The 23128-nt window shown below is 64.2% G+C and carries 19 protein-coding genes, 1 tRNA gene, 1 other RNA gene and 1 pseudogene; 12 read left to right on the forward strand and 10 right to left on the reverse strand.

Translation table 11 applies throughout. The features are described from left to right. Nucleotides 1-22: 22 nt before the first annotated feature. From gluQRS to ABRP87_RS08040, 3 genes are read left to right on the forward strand one after another with little or no spacing between them, the layout of a single operon-like run. Nucleotides 23-916, forward strand: a complete 894-nt coding sequence (gene gluQRS, locus ABRP87_RS08030; RefSeq protein WP_502879291.1) for a tRNA glutamyl-Q(34) synthetase GluQRS — start codon at nucleotides 23-25, stop codon at nucleotides 914-916. Nucleotides 917-929: 13 nt separating this feature from the next. Beyond that, nucleotides 930-2522 carry a cation:proton antiporter gene (locus ABRP87_RS08035; RefSeq protein WP_349868286.1) on the forward strand — a complete coding sequence of 531 codons (1593 nt, stop codon included), beginning with the start codon at nucleotides 930-932 and terminating at the stop codon, nucleotides 2520-2522. Nucleotides 2523-2525: 3 nt separating this feature from the next. Next, nucleotides 2526-2861 carry a hypothetical protein gene (locus tag ABRP87_RS08040; protein WP_005276440.1) on the forward strand — a complete coding sequence of 112 codons (336 nt, stop codon included), beginning with the start codon at nucleotides 2526-2528 and terminating at the stop codon, nucleotides 2859-2861. On the opposite strand, the gene ABRP87_RS08045 is transcribed toward ABRP87_RS08040, so the two are convergent. The 3 genes from ABRP87_RS08045 to ABRP87_RS08055 form a co-directional block, all read right to left on the reverse strand. Then, complete coding sequence (locus ABRP87_RS08045; protein ID WP_005276443.1) at nucleotides 2858-3106, reverse strand: hypothetical protein; 249 nt, start codon at nucleotides 3104-3106, stop codon at nucleotides 2858-2860. The two genes, ABRP87_RS08040 and ABRP87_RS08045, sit on opposite strands and share 4 nt — an antisense overlap. A gap of 25 nt (nucleotides 3107-3131) precedes the next feature. Then, complete coding sequence (locus ABRP87_RS08050) at nucleotides 3132-4673, reverse strand: molybdopterin-dependent oxidoreductase (protein WP_349862140.1); 1542 nt, start codon at nucleotides 4671-4673, stop codon at nucleotides 3132-3134. Nucleotides 4674-4802: 129 nt separating this feature from the next. Beyond that, a tRNA-Ser gene (locus ABRP87_RS08055) sits at nucleotides 4803-4891 on the reverse strand. Between the two features lie 209 nt (nucleotides 4892-5100). On the opposite strand from ABRP87_RS08055, the gene ffs reads away from it, so the two are divergent. The 6 genes from ffs to ABRP87_RS08085 all read left to right on the forward strand — a co-directional run bounded on the left by ffs (nucleotide 5101) and on the right by ABRP87_RS08085 (nucleotide 10846). After that, an RNA gene (ffs, locus tag ABRP87_RS08060) (signal recognition particle sRNA small type) lies at nucleotides 5101-5197 on the forward strand. Between the two features lie 64 nt (nucleotides 5198-5261). After that, the gene (locus ABRP87_RS08065; RefSeq protein WP_349868287.1) at nucleotides 5262-6533 is read left to right on the forward strand and encodes an aspartate aminotransferase type Ic; all 1272 of its coding nucleotides are present in this window, start codon (nucleotides 5262-5264) and stop codon (nucleotides 6531-6533) included. 22 nt (nucleotides 6534-6555) lie between these two features. Then, a complete protein-coding gene (locus ABRP87_RS08070; RefSeq protein ID WP_349868288.1) occupies nucleotides 6556-7080 on the forward strand; it encodes a hypothetical protein in 525 nt (174 codons plus the stop codon). An 18-nt stretch (nucleotides 7081-7098) separates the two neighbouring features. Next, nucleotides 7099-9684, forward strand: coding sequence for a DNA polymerase III subunit gamma and tau (locus ABRP87_RS08075; protein ID WP_349868289.1), 2586 nt, complete (start codon nucleotides 7099-7101; stop codon nucleotides 9682-9684). Nucleotides 9685-9751: 67 nt separating this feature from the next. Further along, the gene (locus ABRP87_RS08080; RefSeq protein WP_023024999.1) at nucleotides 9752-10117 is read left to right on the forward strand and encodes a YbaB/EbfC family nucleoid-associated protein; all 366 of its coding nucleotides are present in this window, start codon (nucleotides 9752-9754) and stop codon (nucleotides 10115-10117) included. Between the two features lie 72 nt (nucleotides 10118-10189). Then, complete coding sequence (locus tag ABRP87_RS08085) at nucleotides 10190-10846, forward strand: recombination mediator RecR (protein ID WP_023029977.1); 657 nt, start codon at nucleotides 10190-10192, stop codon at nucleotides 10844-10846. A gap of 43 nt (nucleotides 10847-10889) precedes the next feature. Here ABRP87_RS08085 and ABRP87_RS08090 read toward each other — a convergent pair whose 3' ends face one another. The 6 genes and pseudogenes from ABRP87_RS08090 to leuA all read right to left on the reverse strand — a co-directional run bounded on the left by ABRP87_RS08090 (nucleotide 10890) and on the right by leuA (nucleotide 18340). Next, nucleotides 10890-11987, reverse strand: a complete 1098-nt coding sequence (locus ABRP87_RS08090; RefSeq protein WP_349868290.1) for an HNH endonuclease signature motif containing protein — start codon at nucleotides 11985-11987, stop codon at nucleotides 10890-10892. A gap of 124 nt (nucleotides 11988-12111) precedes the next feature. Beyond that, on the reverse strand, nucleotides 12112-12885 hold the full coding sequence (locus ABRP87_RS08095; protein WP_349868291.1) for a type 1 glutamine amidotransferase: 774 nt from the start codon (nucleotides 12883-12885) through the stop codon (nucleotides 12112-12114). After that, the gene (locus ABRP87_RS08100) at nucleotides 12878-14155 is read right to left on the reverse strand and encodes a Mur ligase family protein (protein WP_005280819.1); all 1278 of its coding nucleotides are present in this window, start codon (nucleotides 14153-14155) and stop codon (nucleotides 12878-12880) included. The genes ABRP87_RS08095 and ABRP87_RS08100 overlap by 8 nt, the downstream gene beginning before the upstream one ends. Before the next feature lie 27 nt (nucleotides 14156-14182). Next, nucleotides 14183-15283 carry an exonuclease domain-containing protein gene (locus ABRP87_RS08105; RefSeq protein WP_502879293.1) on the reverse strand — a complete coding sequence of 367 codons (1101 nt, stop codon included), beginning with the start codon at nucleotides 15281-15283 and terminating at the stop codon, nucleotides 14183-14185. Between the two features lie 423 nt (nucleotides 15284-15706). Next, entirely contained in the window at nucleotides 15707-16489 is a 783-nt protein-coding gene (locus ABRP87_RS08110; protein ID WP_023025012.1) for a hypothetical protein, read from the reverse strand. A 34-nt stretch (nucleotides 16490-16523) separates the two neighbouring features. After that, a pseudogene (gene leuA, locus ABRP87_RS08115) lies at nucleotides 16524-18340 on the reverse strand (2-isopropylmalate synthase). A gap of 234 nt (nucleotides 18341-18574) precedes the next feature. On the opposite strand from leuA, the gene ABRP87_RS08120 reads away from it, so the two are divergent. Then, entirely contained in the window at nucleotides 18575-19660 is a 1086-nt protein-coding gene (locus ABRP87_RS08120; protein ID WP_349868293.1) for a mannosyltransferase family protein, read from the forward strand. On the opposite strand, the gene ABRP87_RS08125 is transcribed toward ABRP87_RS08120, so the two are convergent. Further along, nucleotides 19657-20535, reverse strand: coding sequence for a DMT family transporter (locus ABRP87_RS08125; protein WP_349868294.1), 879 nt, complete (start codon nucleotides 20533-20535; stop codon nucleotides 19657-19659). The two genes, ABRP87_RS08120 and ABRP87_RS08125, sit on opposite strands and share 4 nt — an antisense overlap. 204 nt (nucleotides 20536-20739) lie before the next feature. Between ABRP87_RS08125 and ABRP87_RS08130 the strand changes: the two genes are divergently transcribed. Both ABRP87_RS08130 and ABRP87_RS08135 read left to right on the forward strand, forming a co-directional pair. Next, the gene (locus tag ABRP87_RS08130; RefSeq protein WP_023029986.1) at nucleotides 20740-22005 is read left to right on the forward strand and encodes an aspartate kinase; all 1266 of its coding nucleotides are present in this window, start codon (nucleotides 20740-20742) and stop codon (nucleotides 22003-22005) included. Between the two features lie 25 nt (nucleotides 22006-22030). Next, nucleotides 22031-23062, forward strand: a complete 1032-nt coding sequence (locus ABRP87_RS08135) for an aspartate-semialdehyde dehydrogenase (protein WP_349868295.1) — start codon at nucleotides 22031-22033, stop codon at nucleotides 23060-23062. The last annotated feature ends 66 nt before the right edge of the window (nucleotides 23063-23128 follow it).

Raw genomic sequence — 23128 nt, forward strand, 5'->3', positions numbered from 1 at the left:
TGCCAAACCGTATGCTGGGAATATGAATTCCGCGACCACCGGGGCGGGCCGCTACGCCCCGAGCCCTTCTGGCGATCTGCACTTTGGCAACCTCCGCACGGCGCTTCTCGCGTGGCTCTACGCGCGCTCGACGGGGCGCAGGTTTGTGGTGCGGGTGGAGGACATCGACAAGCAGCGCTCCTCCCGCGCGGCGGCCGAGCGCCAGCTCGCGGACCTTGCGGCCCTGGGGCTGGACTGGGATGGCGAGGTCATCTACCAGCAGGATCGCGAGGCCGCCTATGCCGCGGCGCTCCAGAAGCTGCCGGTCTACGAGTGCTACTGCTCGCGCAAGGATATCCGCGAGGCCTCCCGCGCCCCGCATGCCATCCCCGGCCAGTACCCGGGCACCTGCCGTGCGCTTTCCGATGCCCAACGTGCCACCAAACGCGCCCAGCTCGCCGCCGACAACCGCCAGCCGGCGCTGCGCCTGCGCGCCGATGTCTCCAGCTTCACCATCCACGACGCCCTGCACGGCGATTACACCGGCGACGTCGATGATTTCATTCTGCGCCGCGGCGGGCAGGACGGCGGCTGGGCCTATAACCTCGCGGTAGTTGTGGATGATGCCTACCAGGGCATCGACCAGGTAGTCCGCGGCGACGATCTCTTATCCTCCGCCCCGCGCCAGGCCTACCTGGCCTCGCTATTGGGGATTACACCGCCGAGCTACGTGCACGTGCCGCTGGTCCTGAATTCCGCGGGCAAACGCCTGGCCAAGCGCGATGGCGCGGTGACGATGCGGGATATGGGGGAGCAGAGGGGCATCGTCAAGCAGCTGGCGCAGTCTTTGGGCTATGAGGCGGAGACCGCCGCCGAGCTCCTGGCGCAATTCCGGCCGGAGGAATTGAGCCGCGAGCCGTATATTTGGCGCGCGTAATACTATCGAGCCCATGGAAGTTTTACTGGTTCTCATCGGGCTCATGCTGCTGACCGTCTTCGTCGTTGCGATCGGCGAGAGGGTCGGGCTGCCGTGGCCCGCGCTGCTGACGATTATTACCGCCTGCGCCGTTTTCGTACCGGGGCTGCCGCAATTCGACATCCCCACCGAGCTCATCCTTCCCATCTTCTTGCCGCCGCTGCTGTGGGCTCTGGCGCGGCGCACGTCCTGGGGCGTGATTCGCGGGCAATGGGTGACCATCCTGAGTCTGTCCGTGCTGCTTGTCGTCGCCACCACCCTCGCCGTGGGCGCGACCGCCTACGCATTCCTGCCGGGAATTAGCATCGCCGCCGCCATCCTCATCGGCGCGGCCATCGCCCCGCCGGACCCCGTGGCCGTGGATGCGGTGGCCGAGCCCGCCGGCATCCCGCGCCGCATCATCACCACCTTGCAAACGGAGGGGCTATTTAACGATGCCGCCTCCATCGTCGCCTTCCACCTCGCGCTCGCCGCCGTGACCCAGGGCGACGATATTTCCTTTGGTAGCGGCGTGCTGAGCTTCCTCTATTCGTCCGTCGTCGCGCTTGCCATTGGCTGGCTCATCGGGCGGCTGACGGCGCTGTTTATTACCCACGTCCACGATGTGGTCGCGCGCAACGCTTTGACCTGGGTGGTTCCTTTCGCCACCTTCCTCGTGGCCGAGGAATTGAAAGCCTCCGGGGTTATCGCCGTGGTCATCGCCGCCGTCGAGCTCAACTCGCGCGCCGATATCCAGGCCGAGGACCGGCTTTCCGGCCAGTCATTCTGGGAGACCATGGAGCTGCTGTTTACCGGCGTCGCGTTCGGCCTTATCGGGCTGACGGTTAATACGGCCATCGCGGAGGTCGGCTCGGATTTGTGGCACTCGGTTATGGTCGGCGTAATCCTCTCGCTGGTGGCCTTCGTGGTGCGTTTTGTGTGGATGTTCTTCTACTACCGCCTCAACGTCTCGCGCGGGCGCCCGCACGTTGCCCCGCTGCGGATGCAGGAGGTGCTGCTGATGACCTGGTCCGGCATGCGCGGCCTGGTGACCTTGGCGCTGGTTTTGTCCATTCCCACCGGCGTCTTCGCCTTCCACCACGAGCTGGCCGTTATCGCCCTGACCGTCCTGCTGGTCACCATGGTGCTGCCCGGCCTGCTGCTGCCGTGGTTGATGCGGCAGCTCGATCTCACCGAGGCCTCGCAGGCCGCCAACGATAAGATGCGCGCCGCGGTGGTTTCGCGGGCGCGCGCCGCCAGCATCGATGCGCTATCGCAATTCCGCCCGGAAGACGATGCCACCGGCGAGGCCGAAACGGTCGATCCGGAGATTTCCGCCAACGTCATTCAGTGGTTCGAGGACCGCCTGGGCGATGGCGAAAACCCCGCCGAGAATAACGATATGCGCAAGCAGCGCGCCGAGGAGGCCCGCCGCGTCGCCCTGGAGGCCCGCCGCACCGCGCTGAACGCCGCGCAGAGCGAGCTCTTAGTCCTGCGCAAGGATCGGGCCTTCAATCCGGCCATCGTGGATGAGATACTGGAAGAGATCGACCGCATGGTCATCGGCACTAATCACCGGGAGATCTAGCCCATGGATCCACAACACTATGCCGAGCTCGAGGACGCGATGGACTACCTCTACGATTTCCTCGATGAGGACTTGGCGGACCGCGTGCGCGCCGAGCGCGAGTTCGTTCCGGCGGGCTTAGAAAGCTTGCTTGCCGATGACTCCCTCGACGACTACGTCTGGCTCTGGATCAAGGATTCCGGGCCGAATGGCTTCCGGCAGTACCTGCGCGATGGCGGTTATTCCGAGGCCGAGGTGCGCCAGACCTTTGCCTGGGCGCGCAGCGAGTGGGGCATGAATACCCCGCCGCATATCGCGTGGCTTAAAGAGGACGGCTACGAGCCACCGCGCATCGACTAGGCGAGGCGGTACGGCCCCGCCTTGCGCACCGCCGCATCGATGACCTCTGGGTCCACCGTGACGGACTCGGAGTGCTTGATGACGACATCCGCGGTGGCCTCCCCGGTCATCTCGAAGGTGGCTTGGCCCATTCCCGTATCGGCAAAGATGCCGTAGAGCTTTTGCAGGCACTTGCGCACGTCATTGTCGTTGCGGACGCCTTCGATGGCGATGCGGGTTTCGGTGACGGAAGATTTATCAGTCATAGAAACAGATTCTAATCCTTCGGTGTTAGATGCGGCCGTTGAAGGCCTGGAGCGCGGAATCCTCGCGGGTGCCGCCGCGGCCATCGCCGTAGTCGGCGTAATCACCAATCCAGGCAATGCGCGATACCCACTTCACGGCCTTATACCCGTGGTTCGACTCCACGCGGGCGCGCACTGGGGCGCCCAAGTGCAGATCGATGTCCTGGTCATTGCGCGAGATTGCCAAAATGGACTGATCTTCCATGGCGGTCTCGATATCGAAGGCCGCGTAGAAAGGCTCGCGCGGGCGGTTATCGTACATCTTTTGCGCCAAGCCATAGGACTCGATGAGCACGTAGTTGGCGCCTTCGGGGCGGGGGCAGAGTAGCTCGAGGACATCGGCAAGCTTGGGCCCTCCCCACTTGGAGGTCGCCGACCACCCCTGCATGCAGGTATGCGTGGCGATATAAGACGTCTGCGGCAGCTCCCGCAACTGCTCAAGGGTGACGGTCTTTTCGGTGCCGTTGATATCATCAGCCACGGTAATGGCGTAATCCTGCCAGCCATTGCGCTTGTACTCGGTCCACTCAGGGGACTCCTTCTCCGTCGGCGGCAGGCCGTTGGTCCAGTGGAAGGAGGAAATGGGCATCGGCGAGTCCTTGGTCTCCTTGGGCTTGCGCGGGTGGAAGTGATTCAGCGAAAGCTTGCGGCCGATTTCGGTGAACGAGACTAAGAAATTATGCGCCCGGGCGCGGTCTGCCAAGGTCCAGTAGGACAGGGCAATCCAGAAGATGATGACCGCCACGATGGTGATGACGACGGTGGTAAAGGCCTGCACATAGCGCTCGGTGGAGACGTCGCCGAAGACGATGTGGACCATGTTGTGCTCGCGGTGCACGAAGAAGACCAGCACCACGTGGACCAGGATGAACGCGGACATCAAGACCATGCCGATAAAGTGCAGTGAGCGAGCGCCCTGGTGCCCGCCCAACATCTTCACGAACCACGGGAAACGCACGCGGATGGCCGGCGACATGCCCAGACCGGTCACCATCATGAAGGGCGCGACGATGAAGATGACGAAGGCGTAGGCAAGCTGCTGGAGGGCATCGTAGGGCGTGAAGTGCTCGATGCCGGGCGCGCTGAGGCTGATATAGACCTTGAAGGTATCCCAAGCCTCCGGGATGATGTCCCAGGACGTGGGGATGAGGCGCTGCCACAGGCCAGTGGCAAAGAGCAGCACGACATATACCAAGCCATTGAGGACCCACAGCATGACCGATAGGCCGTGCCAGTGGCGGCCGAGGCCCACGTTTTCGCGGCCCGGCAGGGTCACCAGCGGCGACCACGAAAGCTCGTCCATCAAAGAGGTATATACGCCCTCTTCCTTGGGCAGCTTGCGCTTGGTAAATCGCAGCCATTCGGTGCCAGGGGCGCAGTCATTGCGCCACCACAGGCGCGGCATGGAAGAAAGCATTTCCAGCCCGGAGCGCAAGAGCATGCCGATGAGTACAAAGTTGATGAGGTGCGTCGCGCGAAGCCACAAAGGAAAATCGGGGTTTTCGCCGAGAGCCAAGACATAGTCCATGGGGGAGAGCGTCCTAGTGAGATAGTTTATGGGGAAAGGAACTATCTCTATTTTGACGGGTTTTCACGGATTAAACAAGCAGGCTGTAGATATGCGGAAATCCCGACCCTTTCGAGCCGGGATTTCCAGTGGCGGAGGATGTGGGATTTGAACCCACGAGGGGCGTGAACCCCGCACGCGTTCCAGGCGTGTGACATAGGCCGCTAGTCGAATCCTCCGAGAAGAAACATTAGCAGCCGTGGCAATTAGAATGCCAATCGCCTGGTCAGTGTCGATTTTTGGGCAATTATTGGGTTTCGGTAGGGCAGGACCCGGCGCTCACCGAACTGCTGCCGCTTGCCGATGCCCCCACAGCCTTCCGCCTCGCCCCAAGCGATGTCGGGCGGCGGTGTATTTGGCTTATGCGGGCCGTGGGCGTTAAAGTAAGGGCAGGATTCCGCGTGGCGTCCATCCTCTGAACTCCCCCAGGGCAGGAATGCAGCAAGGGTCAGGAGGCTCTGACGGGTGCGCGGGGTCCCTTTTTTGTGCAGGGTGCGTTAGTATTGGTGGCTAAACGTCGCACCACACTATGGAAGGTAAGACATACTAATGTCGCTTCTCACTCTGGAATCGTCCGCCTTGGCAGAACTTGCCGCGAAAGTCCGCGAAGAATATGCGGGACTGAAGGCAAAGGGCCTCAAGCTGGATTTGACCCGTGGCAAGCCTTCGAAGGCGCAGCTCGATCTCTCCAATGCGCTGTTATCGCTGCCGGGTGAGGGAAACTACACCGATGCTGAAGGTGCTGACCTGCGCAACTACGGCAACCTGAAGGGCGTTAAGAAGCTGCGCGAGCTGTGGGGCGAGCTTACCAATATTGACCCAGAGCTCTTGCTGGCCGGCGATAGCTCCTCGCTCAACATCATGTTCGACCTGATTTCTTGGTCCTATACCTTTGGCACCAATGATTCGCCGCGCCCGTGGAGCGAGGAAGAAACCGTCAAGTGGATCTGCCCCGTGCCCGGCTATGACCGTCACTTCGCCATCACGGAGCTCTTCGGCTTCGAGATGGTGACGGTGCCGATGGAAGACGACGGCCCGGATGTCGAGGCCATCGCTAAGCTCGCCCAGGACCCGCAGGTCAAGGGCATGTGGATCATCCCCATGTTTTCCAACCCCACCGGCGTACTCATCTCGGAGGAAAAGACCCGCCGCCTGGCGGAAATGGACACCGCGGCGCCCGATTTCCGCATCGTGTGGGATAACGCTTATGCAGTACACACGCTGACAGACGAGTTTCCGGAAGTCTTGCCGGCGCTGGACATCGCCAAGCAGTGCGGGCACCCCAACCGCTTCTGGGCCATGTCCTCGAGCTCCAAGGTCACCTTCGCGGGCTCCGGCGTGAGCTTTTTCGGCTCCTCGGCGGAGAACCTCGACTGGTACCTGGAGCACGCGGGCATCCGCGGCATCGGGCCCAACAAGATCAACCAGTTCGCCCACGCTGAGTTCCTCGGCTCCGCGGACGGCGTGCGCGAGCTGATGCGCCGCCACGCCGAGCTGCTAGCGCCGAAGTTTGCCGCCGCGCGCCGCATCTTGGACGAGCGCCTGAGCGAGTACGGCGTCGCGGAATGGACCGACCCAAAGGGCGGTTACTTCATCTCCATGGACGTCGTCGACGGCACCGCCACCCGCGTGTGGGAGCTGGCCAAGGACGCCGGCATCGTGCTCACCAAGGCGGGCGCGGCCTACCCGCACGGCCGCGATGAGAATGACCGCAATATCCGCCTTGCGGTGTCGCTACCGCCGCAGGAGGAAATCGAGGAAGCCATCGACGGCGTTGCCACCTGCGTGCTCCTGGCGGCCATCGAAAAGGCGGAGGGCTAAAATCAACGCCGATGAATCCGCCGTGTGGCTCAGCGAGGTCATCCCGGCCCCGCTGGAGTTCCGGTACGTCGACGGGCGCAGGCTGGGTTTAGCCACGCTTGCCGATGCCCAATCCCTCGCCCTCACCACCACCTTCAACGCCGTCGATACCGGCCTGCGCAGCGATGCCGAAGGCTTGGATGTGCGCTGCGAATTGGTCACGGTGGCGCGCGTGGGCCAGCCCGAAGTCGCCGCCGCCGTGGGAGCCGCGGCCGCGAAGCTGGAGAAGGCGGGCGGCCTCTTGCCCGCGCAGTCCGGCGTCTTGCTGCCGTCGCTTCTTGATCTGCCCGGCGGGCAGACCGTGCACCACGGGCTGCTTATCGCCCCGTACCTCTGGGGCGGGCAGACCCCGCAATACCGCGAGGGTGACCGCCTGACGCTCGTGCTGCAGTTGGTCATGCTGACGGATGCGGAATATGCGTTTGGGGTGGAAGAGGGCGTCGGCAAGCTGCAGGAGGCCGTGGCCGAGCAGGGCATTGACCTGCTGGACTGGTCGCGCGAGGGTTAGCCGGTAAACTGGCTAACCGTGGCTTTATACCGGAAATACCGTCCAGCAACGTTTGCCGAGGTCGTGGGGCAAGAGCAGGTCACCACGCCGCTATCTGCCGCCCTCGACGCGGGGCGCATCAACCACGCCTACCTCTTTTCCGGCCCGCGCGGCTGCGGTAAGACGTCTTCGGCGCGGATTATGGCCCGGTCGCTCAACTGCGAGCACGGGCCCACCTCGACGCCGTGCGGCAAGTGCGATTCGTGCGTGTCGCTCGCGCCCGGCGGCCCGGGCAACCTGGATGTGACGGAGCTTGACGCCGCCTCGCACAATGGTGTGGAGGACATGCGCGAGCTGCGCGACCGCGCCTACTATGCGCCGGCGGAATCGCGCTATCGCATTTTCATCATCGACGAGGCGCACATGATTTCCCCGTCCGGCGCCAATGCGTTGCTCAAGGTGGTTGAGGAGCCGCCGGAGCACGTGATTTTCATCTTTGCGACGACGGAGCCGGAAAAAATCATCGGCACCATTCGCTCCCGTACGCACCACTATCCCTTCCGCTTGCTTACCCCACCCGCGATGAAGGGGCTGCTGCAAAAGACCGTGGCCGCCGAGGGCGTGCAGGTCGAAGACGCCGTCTATCCCATGGTCATCGAGGCCGGCGGCGGTTCCCCGCGCGATACCCTGTCGCTGCTGGACCAGCTTTTGGCCGGCGCGGGTCCCGATGGTCTGACCTATGACCTCGCGCGCCCGCTGCTCGGCGTTACGGACGTCACGCTTCTCGATGACACCATCGCCACCCTCGCCGAAAACGACAAGGCCGGTCTTTTTGCGCAGATAGACAACGTCATCGAGGCCGGCCACGATCCGCGCCGGTTCGCAGTGGATCTGCTCGACCGTTTGCGGGACCTGATGATCCTGCAGGCCGTGCCGGGGGCCATCGATGCCGGCCTAGTTTCCGCGCCCACCGACCGCGCCGAGGTGCTCACCTCCCAAGCACAGCGTTTTTCCGGCCCGCAGCTGACCTATCTTGCCTCCACCGTCAACGACCGCATCAGCGATCTGACCGGGGCCACCTCGCCGCGCCTACTGCTCGAAATCATGTGCGCGCACCTGCTCATTGGTACCTCGTCCGGCGCGGCACCGAGTGCGGCATCCGCAGCCCAGCCTGCCCAACCCAGCGGTTCCCCGCAATCCGCGCAGACGGAACAGCCCAACCATGCTGGCCAAGGGGCACAGTCTGCACAGTCACCGCAGGCAGGACAGCCGGGCCAGTCAGCACCCTCTGCGGGAAACGGGCCAGCCTTTTCGGGCGCCCAGGATCCGCAGTCGGCAGCGGCAGCCATCATCGCGCGGCGCCGTGCAAAGTCCCAGGCTCAGCAAAACCAGGCCGCTACTGGCTCCACTGCTTCAGAGGCACCTAGACAACAACGGAATCAAGCGGCCGCGGGCACCGGGGCACCGGAGCCGGCCCCGGAATCGACATCACCGTCAGCATTGTCATCGCCGTCTCAACCTGAGCAAACACACGAGCGGCGGGAGGCAACGGCGCAGCAATCGCGGGCCGGGCATGAGGACGCAGCGCAGCCGGCAGGAGCTGAGAACGAGGAACGATCCGCGTCGCAGCCTGCGCAACCGAGCGCGGAATATGCGCAGCCGGGGCAGCAGCAACAGGCTGGGCGGCCTGACCAGGTAGAGAAGCCAGAAAGAGCTGATTGGTCTGGGCAGCCTGAGCAGCAGTCCACGGATTCGCAGTCTAGCGATGTGCCTGCGGAGGACGCTTCGGCTACCGCGGCAGGCGGCAACGTAGAAACTGACGGTAGCGCGGATCCATGGGGCCAGGAGCGCCAGGTTCCGCAGAATGCGCCAGCCCGCGGAAACGACCAGGCGGAACCGCTGGAGAAGCCGGTGCCGGCGGCGCCAGCGCAGCCGGAGAGGCAGGACCAGTCGAAGGGGGCATCGGCAAGCGGCGATGACGGTGATTTCGTGGAGGCAGTGAAGCGGAAATGGGTGGAGCTGAGGGGGAGCGTCGGCAAGCGAAATAAGGTTGCCGAAATCATGCTTGCCGAAGCCCGCGTGCTCGGGTTCCGCGATAATACGCTGACGCTGGGGCATACCACCGGTGCGCTGGCAGAACGCATCAATGCGCCGGCGAATAATTCCGTCATTGTGGACGTGCTGCGGGAGGAATTCCAGCGCGATATTCAGGTCAACTGCGTGGTAGGCACGGACCCGAAGACCGCCGGGTTCGATGCGCCGCGGGCGCCGCAAAACAAACCCGAATGGAACCCCAACGCGCCCGAACGCGAGCCGAGCGACGACAAGGAGGCAGAGAGTAAGCCCGGGTGGCGCTCGCGCATCGCCAAGGCAACCGAGGTGGCAAAGCAGCGCGATGACGAATTCGCGCGCACGCCGCAATTTAGCAACGGGGTGCCGCTGCCGCCCGAGCCAGAAAGCCCCGCGGACGAGCCGCCGCCGGAAGAACCGCCGGCCTATACGCGCGATGACGAAGAACGCGACATGGTCGAAGCCGCGCAGTCCGCAGGCGAAATGGACCACCGCAGCGCCACTGAGATAGCGATAGAACTCGTGGAAAAGGAACTAGGCGCACGCCGTGTCTAGGACTGTGGCACGGTAGACTCGGGCGGTAGCAAAGCTACAGTGGATTTATTTAGAAAGGACGAAAGCTATGGCTGAACAAGATTCCACCCCACAACCCAACGACATGAACGACCTCATCGCGCAGGCGGCGCAGGTGCAGGCCGAGCTGCAGAAGGCGCAGGAAGAAATCCTGGCCACCAACGTTGAGGGCAGCGCGGGCAATGGCCTGGTTAAGGTGACCATGACCGGTGGCGCCGAGCTAGTAGACCTGCAGATTGATAAGTCCGTGGTTGACCCGGAGGACATCGATACGCTGCAGGACCTAGTGATGGGCGCGTTTAAGGATGCCCACGCCGCAGCGGGCAAGTTGGCACAGGAAAAGATTGGTCCCCTGTCGCAGGGCATGGGCGGCCAGGGTGGACCGTCGATGGATGACATGTTCGGCGGCTTCTAACCGCGCGATATTCTTAAAAGGCCGTTGCCCCGGTGATGGGGCCGCGGCCTTGACGTAATTTTGGGAGTTGTGGTGTTTGAAGGACCTCTGCAGGACCTCATTGATGAGTTTTCGCGCCTGCCGGGCATCGGCCCGAAGTCGGCGCAGCGTATCGCGTTTCATGTGTTGCACATGGAACCGGAGGATATCGAGCGCCTGCAAAATGCCTTAGGCGGGGTGCGCGACGGCGTAACTTTCTGCCGCATTTGTTGCAATATTTCGCGCGAGGACGTCTGCCGGATTTGCATCAATTCGCAGCGCGACGCCTCCACCATTTGCGTCGTAGAGGAGCCGAAGGACATCCAGGTAATCGAGCGCACGGGTGAATACGAGGGCCGCTACCACGTCCTCGGCGGTGCGCTGGACCCGCTGGCCAATGTTGGGCCGAAGGATTTGAATATTTCCACGCTCCTCCAGCGCCTGGGCGGGGTGCTGCCGGATAGGGAGTTGGCGGATTCCACGCCAGAGGCCCCGCTTTACGACGACACCCCCACCATCCGCGAAGTCATCCTCGCCACCGACCCGAATACGGAGGGTGAAGCCACCGCGGCGTACCTGGTGCGGTTATTGCGGGACTTTCCCGATTTAAAGATCACCAGATTGGCCTCCGGCATGCCGCTCGGAGGCGATTTGGAGTTCGTGGACGAGCTCACCTTGTCCCGTGCGCTTTCGGGGCGCTTGACCATTTAGGGGCCCGCAGCACCGACCGCGGCACCGCTCGGTTTCTTGGGGTTTAGGGCACGGCGGCGGTCGGCCCGCGTGGCGCGCGGCCAGTAAAGACTGGGGGAGGCGCATTCGGCTCCGGTGGCGACGCCGAGTCTGGCGGTGGCGCCGAACGTGACGGTGCAGCGGAGCCCGGCGGGGCGGGGCGGTCCGTGTGGCGCGGATGCGGCGGCAGCCAGGCGATGCGCCCGTTGATGCGCGCCATCTGCCCGCGCCCCGGAAGGCCGTTGATGGAATTGTGGTACGGGCACAAAAGGCACATATTCGCCGGGTGGGTGTGGCCACCACGGGCGTATTCGAAGATGTGGTGGGCTTGGCATTCAGTGGCGGGGCGTCTGCAAGCGGGCCAGGCGCAGCGCGCGCCTTCGGCCTCGAGCATGCGGCGCTGCTTGGCGGAGGCGTGGCGGGCACGGTAGAGGTTGACGGGGCCTTCCTCGGGGTGGATGAGGGTAAAAAGCCCGGCGCCGGCGAGCGTGCGACGGAGGAGATCAGCGCCGGTGATGGTGGCGCCGTTGGTCATGGCGAGGCGGACTTCTGAGCCCTCGCCGCGCAGAATTTTCAGGTAATCCGGCAGCTCGATGATGACATTGGTGGTCACGCTGGCCGGCGCGACGGCGCGGGAACCGGTGAGCCAAGCGAGGGGATTATCCTTCGCAGCGGCCCAAATATCGGCCATTTCGGTGGCGGGGCCGGTAAAGCTCAGCGTGGTTTTCTCGCCGTGCAGGATGCGGCGCCCGCCGTCTTCGCGTTCGGGCGGCGGGGCGATTTCGCGCAGCAGGCGCGTGGCGGCGCGGGACACTTCGGCGGTGGTCCCAGCGGTAGCGCACAGGGTTTCGCGGAAGCGCCAGCGCTCGGTGGCATTCTTCACGCGCCGGGAACGGCGGGCGATGAGCGCGAGCGTGGCTAGGCTGTGCTGGTTGCGGCGCGCGGCGGCTAGGGCGCGGCGTTGATAGCGCGAGTGGCTGGTAGGTGCGAGGAAAGCCTCGGCGGTGCGGCGCAGATCGCGCGCGTGGTCCGCAGGCAGGGGCAGGTCAGCGGCGGCGTAGGCCTCTTCAATCAGGTCTACGCCGCGCTTGGCGATGTCCCCCAGCTGCTCCAATAATGTCATGCCCCGCAGCCTAGGGTTGGGGCCTGGGAGCTACAAGGCGGCCGAGCCCAGCCTGTGGATAACTTGGCTCAAATCGGCCCGTTTGGGTCGTGAGGGCCGAGAATTGGCGAAGTTATCCACAGGTTTAGCGCTGGGAGCGCGGTGGCTCGGCGGCGTTGAAGCGCTCGGTGCGCAGGCGGTCGACGGCGGGGATATCCAGCGGATCGAGATCGGCGAGCGGGATGCCCATGGCTTGGGCGAGGAGCAGATCCGCGAGCTGCGGGTTGCGGGCCAGGGCGGGGCCGTGCATATAGGTGGCGATGACGCTGCCCTGCACGGCGCCTTCGTAGGTGCGTTGGGTGGAGCCGTCGGCGAGGTCTGCGGTGGCGGCCTGGTCGGCATTGCCATTGCCGCGGGTGAGGGTTCCCAGCGGTTGGGCGGACGGGCCGAGGATGGTCGCGCCCAAGTGGTTTTCGAAGCCGGTGAGCGGCTCGGTGAGATCTGCGGTCACGTCGGCGCCGGTAGGGGTGGAGGATACCTCGCCGATGGCGCGGTCTTGCATGCCGGCGGTGGTGGCATCGATAAGCCCGACGCCATCGATAACCCGGCCGGAAGCGCGGAAGGACTCGCCCAGGACCTGCAAGCCGGCGCAAATGGCCAAGATGGGGCGGCCGGAATTGGCGGCGCGGGTTAGCCCGCCATCGGCAATGAGGTGTTCTGCGGCAAGGATCTGCGCGGTGTCTTCGCCGCCGCCAATGGTATAAATATCCAGCGTCTCGGGCACGGGTTCGCCCAGCCGGATGGGGTGAATCTCGGCGTCGAGGCCGCGCATGCGGGCGCGCTGGCGCAGCACGAGGGCGTTGCCGTCATCGCCGTAGGTGCCGAGGACATCGGGAAGCACTAGGCCGATATTAAGCATTATTAGCCTCCTTGGACAGGGCCTTTTTCAGATCGCGGAAGGCGGTGTAATTAGCAAGGACCTCGATGCGGCCCTCGGGGCAGGCGGCGAGCGCATCCATGGGGTCCGGGATGAGCTCGTGGGTGATATCCGCGTAGACGAGGCGGACGGCAAGGTCGGTGCCGCGCTCGCCGGCGGCCTTGACGCTGAGCCCGTTAAAGCCCTCGAATTTCACGTCCCAGAGCCAGGACATGTCGATGCCATCGGCCACCTGCCCGTTCGTGGCGATGACCAGCCCATCGGCGCTGCGGTCCACCATGGACAGGGCCTCTTGCCAGCCGGCGGGGTTCTTGGCCAGCAGCAGGCGAATCTCGCGGCCCTTCCAGTGGATGGTGGAATACCGGCCGGCGACGTCATCGATGCTTTCCGCCGCGGCAATAGCGCGATCCAAGTCCACGCCAAAGCCCTCGACTGCCGCAGCGATGGCCTGCGCCGCGTTGCCGCGATTGGCGCGGCCCGGCAGCGCCAGGTTGAGCGGGCGCTTTGCGGTGGGGGTGATGACGCCATGCTTATCGATGCCCCACGTCGGCTGCGGGCGGCGGAACTCGCGGCCATCGGCAAGCGGCTTTACTGCGTACCAGTCATCCTCGGTGCGCACGACGTGGCCGCCGGTGCGCGGGCAGGTGACGGAATCGCCGAGCCAGCCGGCGCCGGCAGAAACCCAGATGACGTTCTTGGCGTCGTAGGCCACCGAGGTCATGAGCACGTCATCGCAATTGGCGATGACCAGCATGTCCGGGTGGGCCTCCACGGCGCCGCGGAGGGCGCGCTCGATCTTGTTGATCTCGCCGACGCGGTCGAGCTGATCGCGGGTGAGGTTGAGCAGCACAAGCGCCTGCGGGTTGAGGTTATCGGCGACGTGCGGCACGTGCAGCTCGTCGACCTCGAGGACCAGGTGCGAGGCGTCCTTGCCCGCCATGAGCGCGGAGATGATGCCGGCGTCCATGTTATCGCCGCCGTCATTGGTGGCGACCTGGTGCTCGGCGCGGACCGCGGCGGCGAGCATGCGGGTGGTGGTGGACTTGCCGTTGGTGCCGGTGACCAGCACGGCCGGGCGCCCGCCGCCCAGGTTGGTCATGATGGAGGGATCAATGGCATTGGCGATAAGGCCGCCGATCATTCCGCCGGCGCCCCGGCCGGTGGCGCGGGAAGCGGTGGTGGCCAGCTTCGCGGCGGATGTCGCGGCGGTGGTGCGCAACTTCTTCAAGGCACCCGGGACTGAAAAACTCATGCCCCCTAGGGTAGTCGGGGAAGCGGCCTAGGCGTTGTTCTTGGGCGCCGAGCCGCCAGAATTTCGCCGCCCCCGGCCGCGCCCGCCGCGCCTGCGCCGCCGCTTCTGACTCTTGCTCTGGTTATTTCCACCGCTCTTCTGCGGGGGCTGGCGCCGCGCAGTGGTGGGGTCTTCGATGCGGGTGAGGGCATCGAGAAACGCGGCATCGGACATCAGCGGGATGCCCTTGCGCTGGGCGTGCATGGCCTTGCCCACGAGATCCGTGGTGACATTGCACACGACAAGCGATGCCTCGCGGGTGAGCTTTTCCGAATAGTTCAGCTCCTCTCGCATGAGGGCGGAAATAATCGTATCCGGGTCCTCCAGAATTTCGGGGGCCACGACGATTTCCATGCCGCGGCGCAGCTCCTTGCCGGGCTCGTACTTGCCGGGGTTGTGGTGCTGCACGGGGGCTTCGGCGGCATCGACGCGCACGTGCGAGCGCTGCAGGCCAAAGCGGTCGGCGCGGACATCGTCTGGGGCATAGCTGCGCACCGGGCCGTGTTGTTGGTGCTGGTAGAGCTGGATGAGCAGCTCCGTCTCCTCGCGCGAGGTCTCCTGCTCTGGACGCCGGGCGCGTTCCACCGTCGCCTTAGGATCAGCATCCAAGCCATTCTGCTTAGCGACGCCCCTCAGCCGCACATCATTCGACCGCACCCCCTGCGCATACGAGGTGGCCAAGGTATCGATGATGCGCACGGGGGCGGGCATGTGGCCCACCTTTTGGCGGCGGCGCTTGCCCTTATTGCGACCGCGGTTGCGCGCGCGGTTTTGGCGGGCGGCGGTCATCATGGCGCGGCGGGCCTCGGCGACGATAAAACCCCAGGTATAGGGGATATCGTGGACGACGAGGGTGCGGCCATCGATAAGCTTATCCAGCGATTTGAGGATCCTGCTGAAGGCAGGTGCTTGCTCGATATCCGCGACGGTGAGCCCGTGGAGGTGGTGCGGGCCGGCGTCGATATCCGGCTTGAGCACGGCGTGGAAGCGCTGGCCAATATCGCCGGCATTATCAAAGGCCACCGCATCGATGGTGACGATGCGGCCGGTCGAGGGGTGGATGCCCGTGGTCTGCAGGGTGAGGGCCACGTAGGGGTGCTTGGTGACGGTCTCGGCTTTTTCCGGCTGCTTTTGCGCGGCGCTGTCCGCGGTGGATGCGGAGGCCTCGGATGCTGTGGGGCTTGGAGCGGCCGAAGCGGCTGTATCGGCCGGGGTTTTCGGCTTCGCCGGCCCGCCGGAGGGGCGGACGGCGCGGCGCGGCCGAGACCGGCGCGGGCCCGGCTGCGCGGGGTCGGCGTCAGGATTGGCGGAGTCGGCTGCGGAGTGAGGGGACGCCTGGGCGTGGGTCCTAGCCGCATGCTGGGACGCCATAGTCGCCGGCGAGGGAGCCTGCGGCGACCGTGGGGAGGGGCCAGGTGTGTTATTCATCAGCCTTAGTCTAGTATCCCGGAATTCCTGTGGCGGGACAGGGCGCGCCGGGCTTTTTCGTTGCCTAATCCGGTTTAGTGGAAACTAAACCGCGACGATGAATACGGTCAGCAGGGCGACGACGGCGACCACGGCTATGGCCGTGACCCACCACCCAGTGTGGCGCGTAGGTTCCGGGGCAGCCGTTACTGCGCGAAAGCTGCTGGTTTCGAAAGTCTCGGTCGCTGCCTGCGTGGTGGGGGTGGCAACTGCCACGGAATCCTCGTTGGAAGCGGGTAGCGGGTCGCCGGCGTAGATGCTCAGCACACGGTCGTTGCCGCGCGGGGCGTGGTAGGCGTGGGCGAGGATGGGGGCATCGGCAAGCGGGGGCAGCGAGGGACCCGGGGATAGGGTGGTGAGGAATGTGGGGCCGAAGAAGACATCGACGGCGTCGGTAGAAGGCACCAGGTTGACCAGCACGTGCATCCGGGCTTGGGCGGGGATATCGAGATCCGCGGGGAGATCGGTGATATCGATGGGCGGGGCGTAGCCCAGCATCGTATAGGGCCCGCCGGGCGGATTATTCGCCGGCAGGCAGAGCCCGGGGCGGGGAAGCAGGAGGGTGACGTGGCCATCGGCATGCGGCTGGGCCGTGGCGGCCGGGGTGAGACCGGCGCGGAAAAGCAGGTCGATCTCAGGGTATTCCGCGCGGTCCGCGGCGCTGATGGTGCCGATCTGGCCCTGTGCTTCCACGCTTAAACCGCCCTCCTGGCTGGGAGCCAGGGTGACGGTAAATTCCTCCGTGCCCTTCACCGATGCGCCGTGAATGGGCAAGGCCTGCACCGCGCCGAGGCCGCGGTGGGGGATGAGGTAGGTAGAAGAAGGCATAGTCGATCTTCTACCATGCCCGGCTGCGTCCGCGTTAGGCCAACGCGCGGTTTACTGCGGAGGTGATCGCGTTGATGGAGGCGCGGGTCGTGGAACCAGCGATGCCCGCGCCCCAAACCTTGTTCTGGTTGACGTCAGCGGCAATGTAGCAGGCGGCCTCGGCATCATCGCCGGCCGAGCGCGATTGCTGGGAGTAATCGATGACTTCGAAGTCGATGTCCAAGGACTCCAGCGCATTAGCGTAGGCGGCGATGGGGCCGTTACCGGTGCCGGTGACCTCGGATTCCTTGCCGTTGTAGGTCACGGTGGCGGTGACGGTGGCATCGGTAGCATCGGCGGAAATATTGTCGATCTCAAACGATTCCAAGTGCAACGGGGTGGTGCGATCCAAGAATTCGGTGGCGAAGATGTCCCACATATTCTTGGAATTGACCTCGCCGCCTTCGGTATCGGTGATTTCCTGCACGACGGTGGAGAATTCTGCCTGCATGGCGCGGGGCATGTTGATGCCGTGGTCGGTCTTCATGATGTAGGCAACGCCGCCCTTGCCGGACTGGGAATTGACGCGGATAACGGCCTGGTAATCGCGGCCCACGTCCTTCGGGTCGATGGGCAGGTAGGGCACCTCCCAGATGGCATCGCGCAGCTCTTCCCAGCTGACGTCGGTGGAATTGGCCTCCGGGCGCACCGTTGCGGCCAGCGCATCCAGGCCCTTATTGATGGCGTCCTGGTGCGAGCCGGAGAACGCGGTAAAGACCAGTTCGCCGCCGTAGGGGTGGCGCTCCGGAACGCGCAGCTGGTTGCAGTACTCCACGGTTTCGCGGATCTTGGGCAGATCGGTGAAGTCGATCTGGGGGTCAACGCCCTGGGTGAGCATGTTCAGACCCAAGGTCACTAGGTCCACGTTGCCGGTGCGCTCGCCATTGCCAAACAGGCAGCCCTCGATGCGGTCGGCGCCGGCCATATAGCCCAGCTCGGCTGCGGCAACGCCCTCGCCGCGGTCATTGTGGGGGTGCAGCGAAATCAAGATGGAATCGCGCCGGGCCAGGTTGCGGTCCATCCACTCGATGGAATCGGCGTAGACATTCGGCGAAATCATCTCCACCGTGGACGGCAGGTTGATGATCATCGGGTTCTCGGGGCTGGGATCCATGATGGCGACCACGTCATCGCAGACCTCGCGGGCGAAATCCAGCTCGGTGCCGGTGAAGGACTCGGGGGAGTATTCCCAGCGCCAGTTGGTATCGGGGTAGTCGGCGGCAATGGATTTGATGAGCTCGGCGGCATCGGTAGCCAGCTTCTTGATGGCCGGTTTGTCCTTGCGGAAGACCACGCGGCGCTGCAGCTTCGAGGTGGAGTTATAAAAGTGCACGATGACGTTTTTGCGCCGGCGCAGGCCTCGAAGGTGCGGCGGATCAGGTGCTCGCGGGCCTGGACGAGGACCTGGATGGTGACGTCTTCTGGAATCTTATCACCCTCGATGATTTCGCGGACGAAGTTGAAGTCCGTCTGGGAGGCGGAAGGGAAGCCCACCTCGATTTCCTTGTAGCCCATCTGCACCAGCAGGTCGAACATGCGGTGCTTGCGCTCGGGGCTCATGGGGTCGATCAGCGCCTGGTTGCCATCGCGCAGGTCTACGGCGCACCACTGCGGGGCGTGGGTGATCTTCTTGCCCGGCCAGGTGCGGTCCGGCAGGTCGATGTCCTCGACCTCTACTGCGAAGGGCTGGTAGCGGTCGAAGGGCATGGAGGAGCCGCGCTGTTTATTCCAAGCGGGCTGTCCCTCGCGGGGAGGGCCTGCAGGGGTGGTGATTTCGCGGGGTGCGCTAATGAAGGAATCGTTGGGAGACATGGGGTGCGGTGTCCTTAATATGTTTGGTGTCGGGAAGTGCGACGGCCAGCTGGGCTAAGGATTGCCAGACTCCGCGACGGGGCGCTGGCCGTAGGTTTAGGCCGAAATCCCGCCGCGGCAGATAAGGAGTAGGTTGTTCCGCAATGTCATACCGGTCACACTACAGAGGATCTCACGGTGTGGCAACATATTTCATTCAGCGGGACACCCGGGCGCGTGGCGTACCATGCTGGTGTGCCTATCGCTCCTACCACTCGCCGCCCTGCAGCGACGTCCACGCTGCGCTGCTGGTTTTATGCTGCGCTCGTGGCGGTTGTAGGCACGGCGATTCGCCTCAGCGTGCTCGCGGCGATGGCCGCGGCGCAGGGCGATTCCCTCTGGGGGCTGCTGAATAAATGGGACGCCCACTACTATGTCGACATCGCCCGCGCGGGCTATGGCGGGGAAACCGCCCTCGCGTTCTTTCCCGGCTTCCCACTGGCGGTGCGGGCGGTCAGTAACCTGCTGGGCACGGATATTGCGGGCACGGCGATGGTCCTCAACCTCTTTTTCACCATCGCCTTGGCGGCGGGCGTTATGGCGCTGGCCCGGCAGATGGGGCTGGACACGCGCGGCCAGGTGCTCGGCGCGACGGTGGTTACCAGCGCGCCCATGAGCATCGTTTTTGCCATGCCCTATACGGAGGCGCTCTTCGGCGCGCTCGCGATCTGGGCCGTGGTGATGCTGCATGACCAGCGCTGGATTGCGGCCGGGGCGCTGATTTTTCTTGCGTCCTTCGTCCGCCTGACCGCGGTGGATCTCATCGTGGTCTTCGCGCTCATGATGCTCTTCAAGGCGCGGCGCACTTGGTGGGCTTGGCTGAGCGTGGCGGTATCGGCGCTGCCCTTAGCCGGCTATATCTGGTGGGCGAATCACCATTTATCCGGCGCCGGCGGGTACTTTGGCCTGCAGGAAAAGCACTGGAATTCCGGTTTCGACGGCGGCCGGGCGACGGTGACCTGGGTGGCGGAGACGCTATCTAGCGCCACGAACGGCGGGTATCTGCTCAGTGCCGCGGTGATCATCGCCGCCCCCATCTGCCTGCTGCTGGCGTGGGGGCGCCTGCCGCTTCCTGCCTGGCTGTTTGCCGCGGTGCTGATGGCAAATGTGCTGCTTTCCGATGGCATTATGCACTCCCGCCCCCGCCTCTTACTGCCCGCAGCGGTGGTCTTGCTGCCGTGGGTGGGCAAGAAGGGGGCATCGGCAAGCGTGGGCGCCTGGGTGCTCTTCGGGGCCTGGTTTTCGGCCTATATGCTGGCCGTATTCGAGTGGGCCATCTAGCTGCGCTGGCTGACAGGATTGCGGGACAAAATGATGGTCGCGGCAATCATGACGCCGAGCGCGGCTATCATGACCAGCCAGCCAGCGGTGGAATCGATGAGGAATTTCTCGCCCAAGACCATGTAGCCCAAGCCGAAGGCGACGATGGGCTCGAAGATGGTCATGGCCGGCAGCGACTGCGCCAGCGGGCCGGCGTTGAAGGAGTACTGCTGCACCACGGTGCCGGTCAGGGCGAGGCCGATGAGGCCGTAGAACTGCCAGCTGCCCACCAGGACGCTCAGGCCCTCGTGGGTGAAGATATCCACTACGGCCTTCGATAGCAGCGCGACGAAGCCGTAGATGACGCCGCAGGCGGTGCCCAGGGCGAGCGGGCGCTGCTCGCGGAATTTATGGCCGGCAACGCCCAACGCGACCAGGGTGGCCAGGCCCAATAGCAGGGCGGGCCACCACTGGCTCCACTCGGGCCGGGGATTACCGGCAGCGGGGCGGCCGTAGACCACCATCACGCCGACCGCAATCGTGAGCGCAATGGACCAGAACGTCTCGTGCACGGGCATGGGGCGCTTGGCATACCAGGCCGAAAGCGGCAGGGTAAACATGAGCGAGAGCACCAAAATGGGCTGGACCACCAGCAAAGTACCAAAGCCCAGGGCAACGACCTGGAGGCCATAGGCAAGGATGGCCGCGCCGGTGCCGACCCACCACAGTGGATTGGTCATAGCGGAGCGCATGACTGAATCATCTGCTTCAAGGGCGATGCGGTGGCGAACGACCGTGCCCCAAGCAACCGTAAGCGCGGAGGCGAGCGCGAAGAATACGGCCAGGAAGTTGCTTAACACCCGCTCAACGCTAGTAAAAAAGTCCCGGAGATGCATTTTGCTTATCGATGCCGCCCCCGCCCCGCCGCCTCGCGCACGCACGGGGGTAGGTGTGAATAAAATAAAAGTATTGTTTCGGAATTATGATGAGGTGTAGCGCTTTGCGGGGTAGCATAGGAATTTGACTAGTGTCCGACAGGTATTTCTGCGGCGCGCCTGCGCCCAGGAGTGCCTTTTAAAACGAAAGGTGGCAACCACACCGTGGCCCTGATCGTTCAAAAATACGGCGGCTCCTCCCTCGAATCCGCAGATCGCATCCGCGCGGTAGCGGAGCGGATTGTGGCCACTAAAAAGCAGGGCAATGATGTCGTCGTGGTGTGCTCCGCTATGGGGGATACCACCGATGAGCTTCTCGACCTTGCAGCGCAAGTCAATCCCGTTCCCCCGCAGCGCGAAATGGATATGCTCCTTACCGCGGGCGAGCGCATCTCCAATGCGCTCGTGGCCATGGCGGTGGAGTCCCTGGGTGCGAAGGCCCAGTCCTTTACCGGCTCCCAGGCGGGCGTGCTGACGACCGAGCGCCACGGCAATGCGCGCATCGTTGACGTCACCCCCGGCCGCCTGACCGAGGCCCTAGAGGAGGGACAGATCTGCATCGTCGCCGGATTCCAGGGTGTGAATAAGGACTCGCGCGATGTGACCACCCTGGGCCGCGGCGGGTCCGATACCACTGCGGTCGCCCTGGCCGCGGCGCTGAAGGCGGATGTGTGCGAAATCTACTCCGATGTCGATGGCGTCTATACCGCCGATCCGCGCATTGTTCCGGATGCGCAAAAGCTAGAAAAGCTCTCTTTTGAAGAGATGCTGGAAATGGCCGCCGTAGGATCCAAGATTCTGGTCCTGCGCAGCGTGGAATACGCCCGCGCTTTCAATGTTCCGTTGCGAGTTCGCTCGTCTTATTCAAATGACCCCGGCACGTTGGTGACCGGCTCGATGGAGGATATCCCCGTGGAAGAAGCAGTACTTACTGGTGTAGCAACTGATAAATCCGAGGCGAAGGTAACCGTGCTGGGCATCCCAGATCGCCCGGGCGAGGCCGCGAAGCTTTTCCGCGTCATCGCCGATGCGGAGATCAATATCGACATGGTGCTGCAAAACGTCTCCTCCTTGGAGGACGGCACCACCGACATCACCTTCACCTGCCCGCGCGCCGATGGCCCCCGCGCGATGGAGCTATTGAGCAAGCTGCAGTCCGAGGGCGGCTGGTCCAATGTGCTTTACGATGACCAGGTGGGCAAGGTCTCCCTCGTTGGCGCCGGCATGAAGTCCCACCCCGGCGTGACGGCGGACTTTACCGAGGCCCTGCGCGATGTGGGAGTGAACATGGAGCTTATCTCCACCTCCGAAATCCGCATCTCCATGCTGACGCGCGAGGCGGACCTAGAGAAGGCGGCGCGCGCCCTGCACGATAAATTCCAGCTCGGCGGCGAGGAAGAAGCCACCGTCTATGCTGGAACCGGACGCTAAACCAGAACAAATAAAGAGGAAGACAATGACTACCGTTGCAGTCGTCGGCGCTACCGGCCAGGTCGGCCGCGTGATGCGCTCCATTTTGGAAGAACGCAATTTCCCGGCGGATAAGGTGCGCTTTTTCGCCTCCGCCCGCTCGGCCGGCACCGAGCTGGAATTCCGCGGCGAGCAGATCGAAGTGGAGGACTTGGCCGAGGTCACCGAAGAGTCCGTGGCCGATGTCGATATCGCGGTATTTTCCGCGGGCGGTTCCACCTCTGAGAAGTGGGCCCCAGTCTTTGCCGCCGCGGGCGCTACCGTGGTGGATAATTCTTCGGCCTACCGCAAGGACCCGGAGGTCCCGCTCGTGGTATCGGAGGTAAACCCCGAGGAGGCGAAGAACCCGCCGAAGGGCATTATCGCCAACCCGAACTGCACCACCATGGCCGCCATGCCGGTGCTGAAGGTCTTGCACGATGCCGCCGGCCTCAATAAGCTGCACGTATCGTCCTACCAGGCGGTATCCGGCTCCGGCTTGGCGGGCGTGCAGACGCTGGCTGCACAGGTCTATAGCGTGGGCGATCACAACGTGAACCTGGTCCACGATGGTTCCGGCCTCGATGATGAGGACCTGGGGCCTTTCGTTGCGCCCATCGCTTATAACGCCCTGCCCTTTGCCGGCAGCCTCGTCGATGACGGCAGCAACGAGACCAACGAAGAGCAGAAGCTGCGCAACGAATCCCGCAAGATTCTCGGCCTGCCGGACCTCAAGGTCGCCGGCACCTGTGTGCGCATCCCCGTCTTCACCGGCCACACCCTGACCATTCACGCGGAGTTCGACAAGCCCATCACCCCGGGGCAAGCAACCGAGCTTCTAAGCGATGCCCCAGGCGTGACGCTTGCCGATGTCCCCACCCCCCTCGCCGCCGCCGGCAAGGACGATTCCTTGGTCGGGCGCATCCGCCAGGATCAGACGGTAGATGACAATAAGGGCCTCGTGCTCGTCGTCTCCGGCGATAACCTGCGCAAGGGCGCTGCGCTTAATACCATTCAGATCGCAGAACTGTTGGTATAGCCGCAAGGTACCACCGCGCCGGGCAGAGCTGCGAAGCCTTGCCCGGCGCTTTGCAATATGAAAATT

The organism is Corynebacterium sp. KPL2830 (assembly GCF_040225635.1).
Lineage (GTDB): Bacteria > Actinomycetota > Actinomycetes > Mycobacteriales > Mycobacteriaceae > Corynebacterium.

Bases quoted from the DNA above. Each gene is read 5' to 3' on its own strand.
- gluQRS (WP_502879291.1), top strand. From the start codon at position 23: ATGAATTCCGCGACCACCGGGGCGGGCCGCTACGCCCCGAGCCCTTCT.
- ABRP87_RS08035 (WP_349868286.1), top strand. From the start codon at position 930: ATGGAAGTTTTACTGGTTCTCATCGGGCTCATGCTGCTGACCGTCTTC.
- ABRP87_RS08040 (WP_005276440.1), top strand. From the start codon at position 2,526: ATGGATCCACAACACTATGCCGAGCTCGAGGACGCGATGGACTACCTC.
- ABRP87_RS08045 (WP_005276443.1), bottom strand. From the start codon at position 3,106: ATGACTGATAAATCTTCCGTCACCGAAACCCGCATCGCCATCGAAGGC.
- ABRP87_RS08050 (WP_349862140.1), bottom strand. From the start codon at position 4,673: ATGGACTATGTCTTGGCTCTCGGCGAAAACCCCGATTTTCCTTTGTGG.
- ABRP87_RS08065 (WP_349868287.1), top strand. From the start codon at position 5,262: ATGTCGCTTCTCACTCTGGAATCGTCCGCCTTGGCAGAACTTGCCGCG.
- ABRP87_RS08080 (WP_023024999.1), top strand. From the start codon at position 9,752: ATGGCTGAACAAGATTCCACCCCACAACCCAACGACATGAACGACCTC.
- ABRP87_RS08090 (WP_349868290.1), bottom strand. From the start codon at position 11,987: ATGACATTATTGGAGCAGCTGGGGGACATCGCCAAGCGCGGCGTAGAC.
- ABRP87_RS08095 (WP_349868291.1), bottom strand. From the start codon at position 12,885: ATGCTTAATATCGGCCTAGTGCTTCCCGATGTCCTCGGCACCTACGGC.
- ABRP87_RS08100 (WP_005280819.1), bottom strand. From the start codon at position 14,155: ATGAGTTTTTCAGTCCCGGGTGCCTTGAAGAAGTTGCGCACCACCGCC.
- ABRP87_RS08110 (WP_023025012.1), bottom strand. From the start codon at position 16,489: ATGCCTTCTTCTACCTACCTCATCCCCCACCGCGGCCTCGGCGCGGTG.
- ABRP87_RS08125 (WP_349868294.1), bottom strand. From the start codon at position 20,535: ATGCATCTCCGGGACTTTTTTACTAGCGTTGAGCGGGTGTTAAGCAAC.
- ABRP87_RS08135 (WP_349868295.1), top strand. From the start codon at position 22,031: ATGACTACCGTTGCAGTCGTCGGCGCTACCGGCCAGGTCGGCCGCGTG.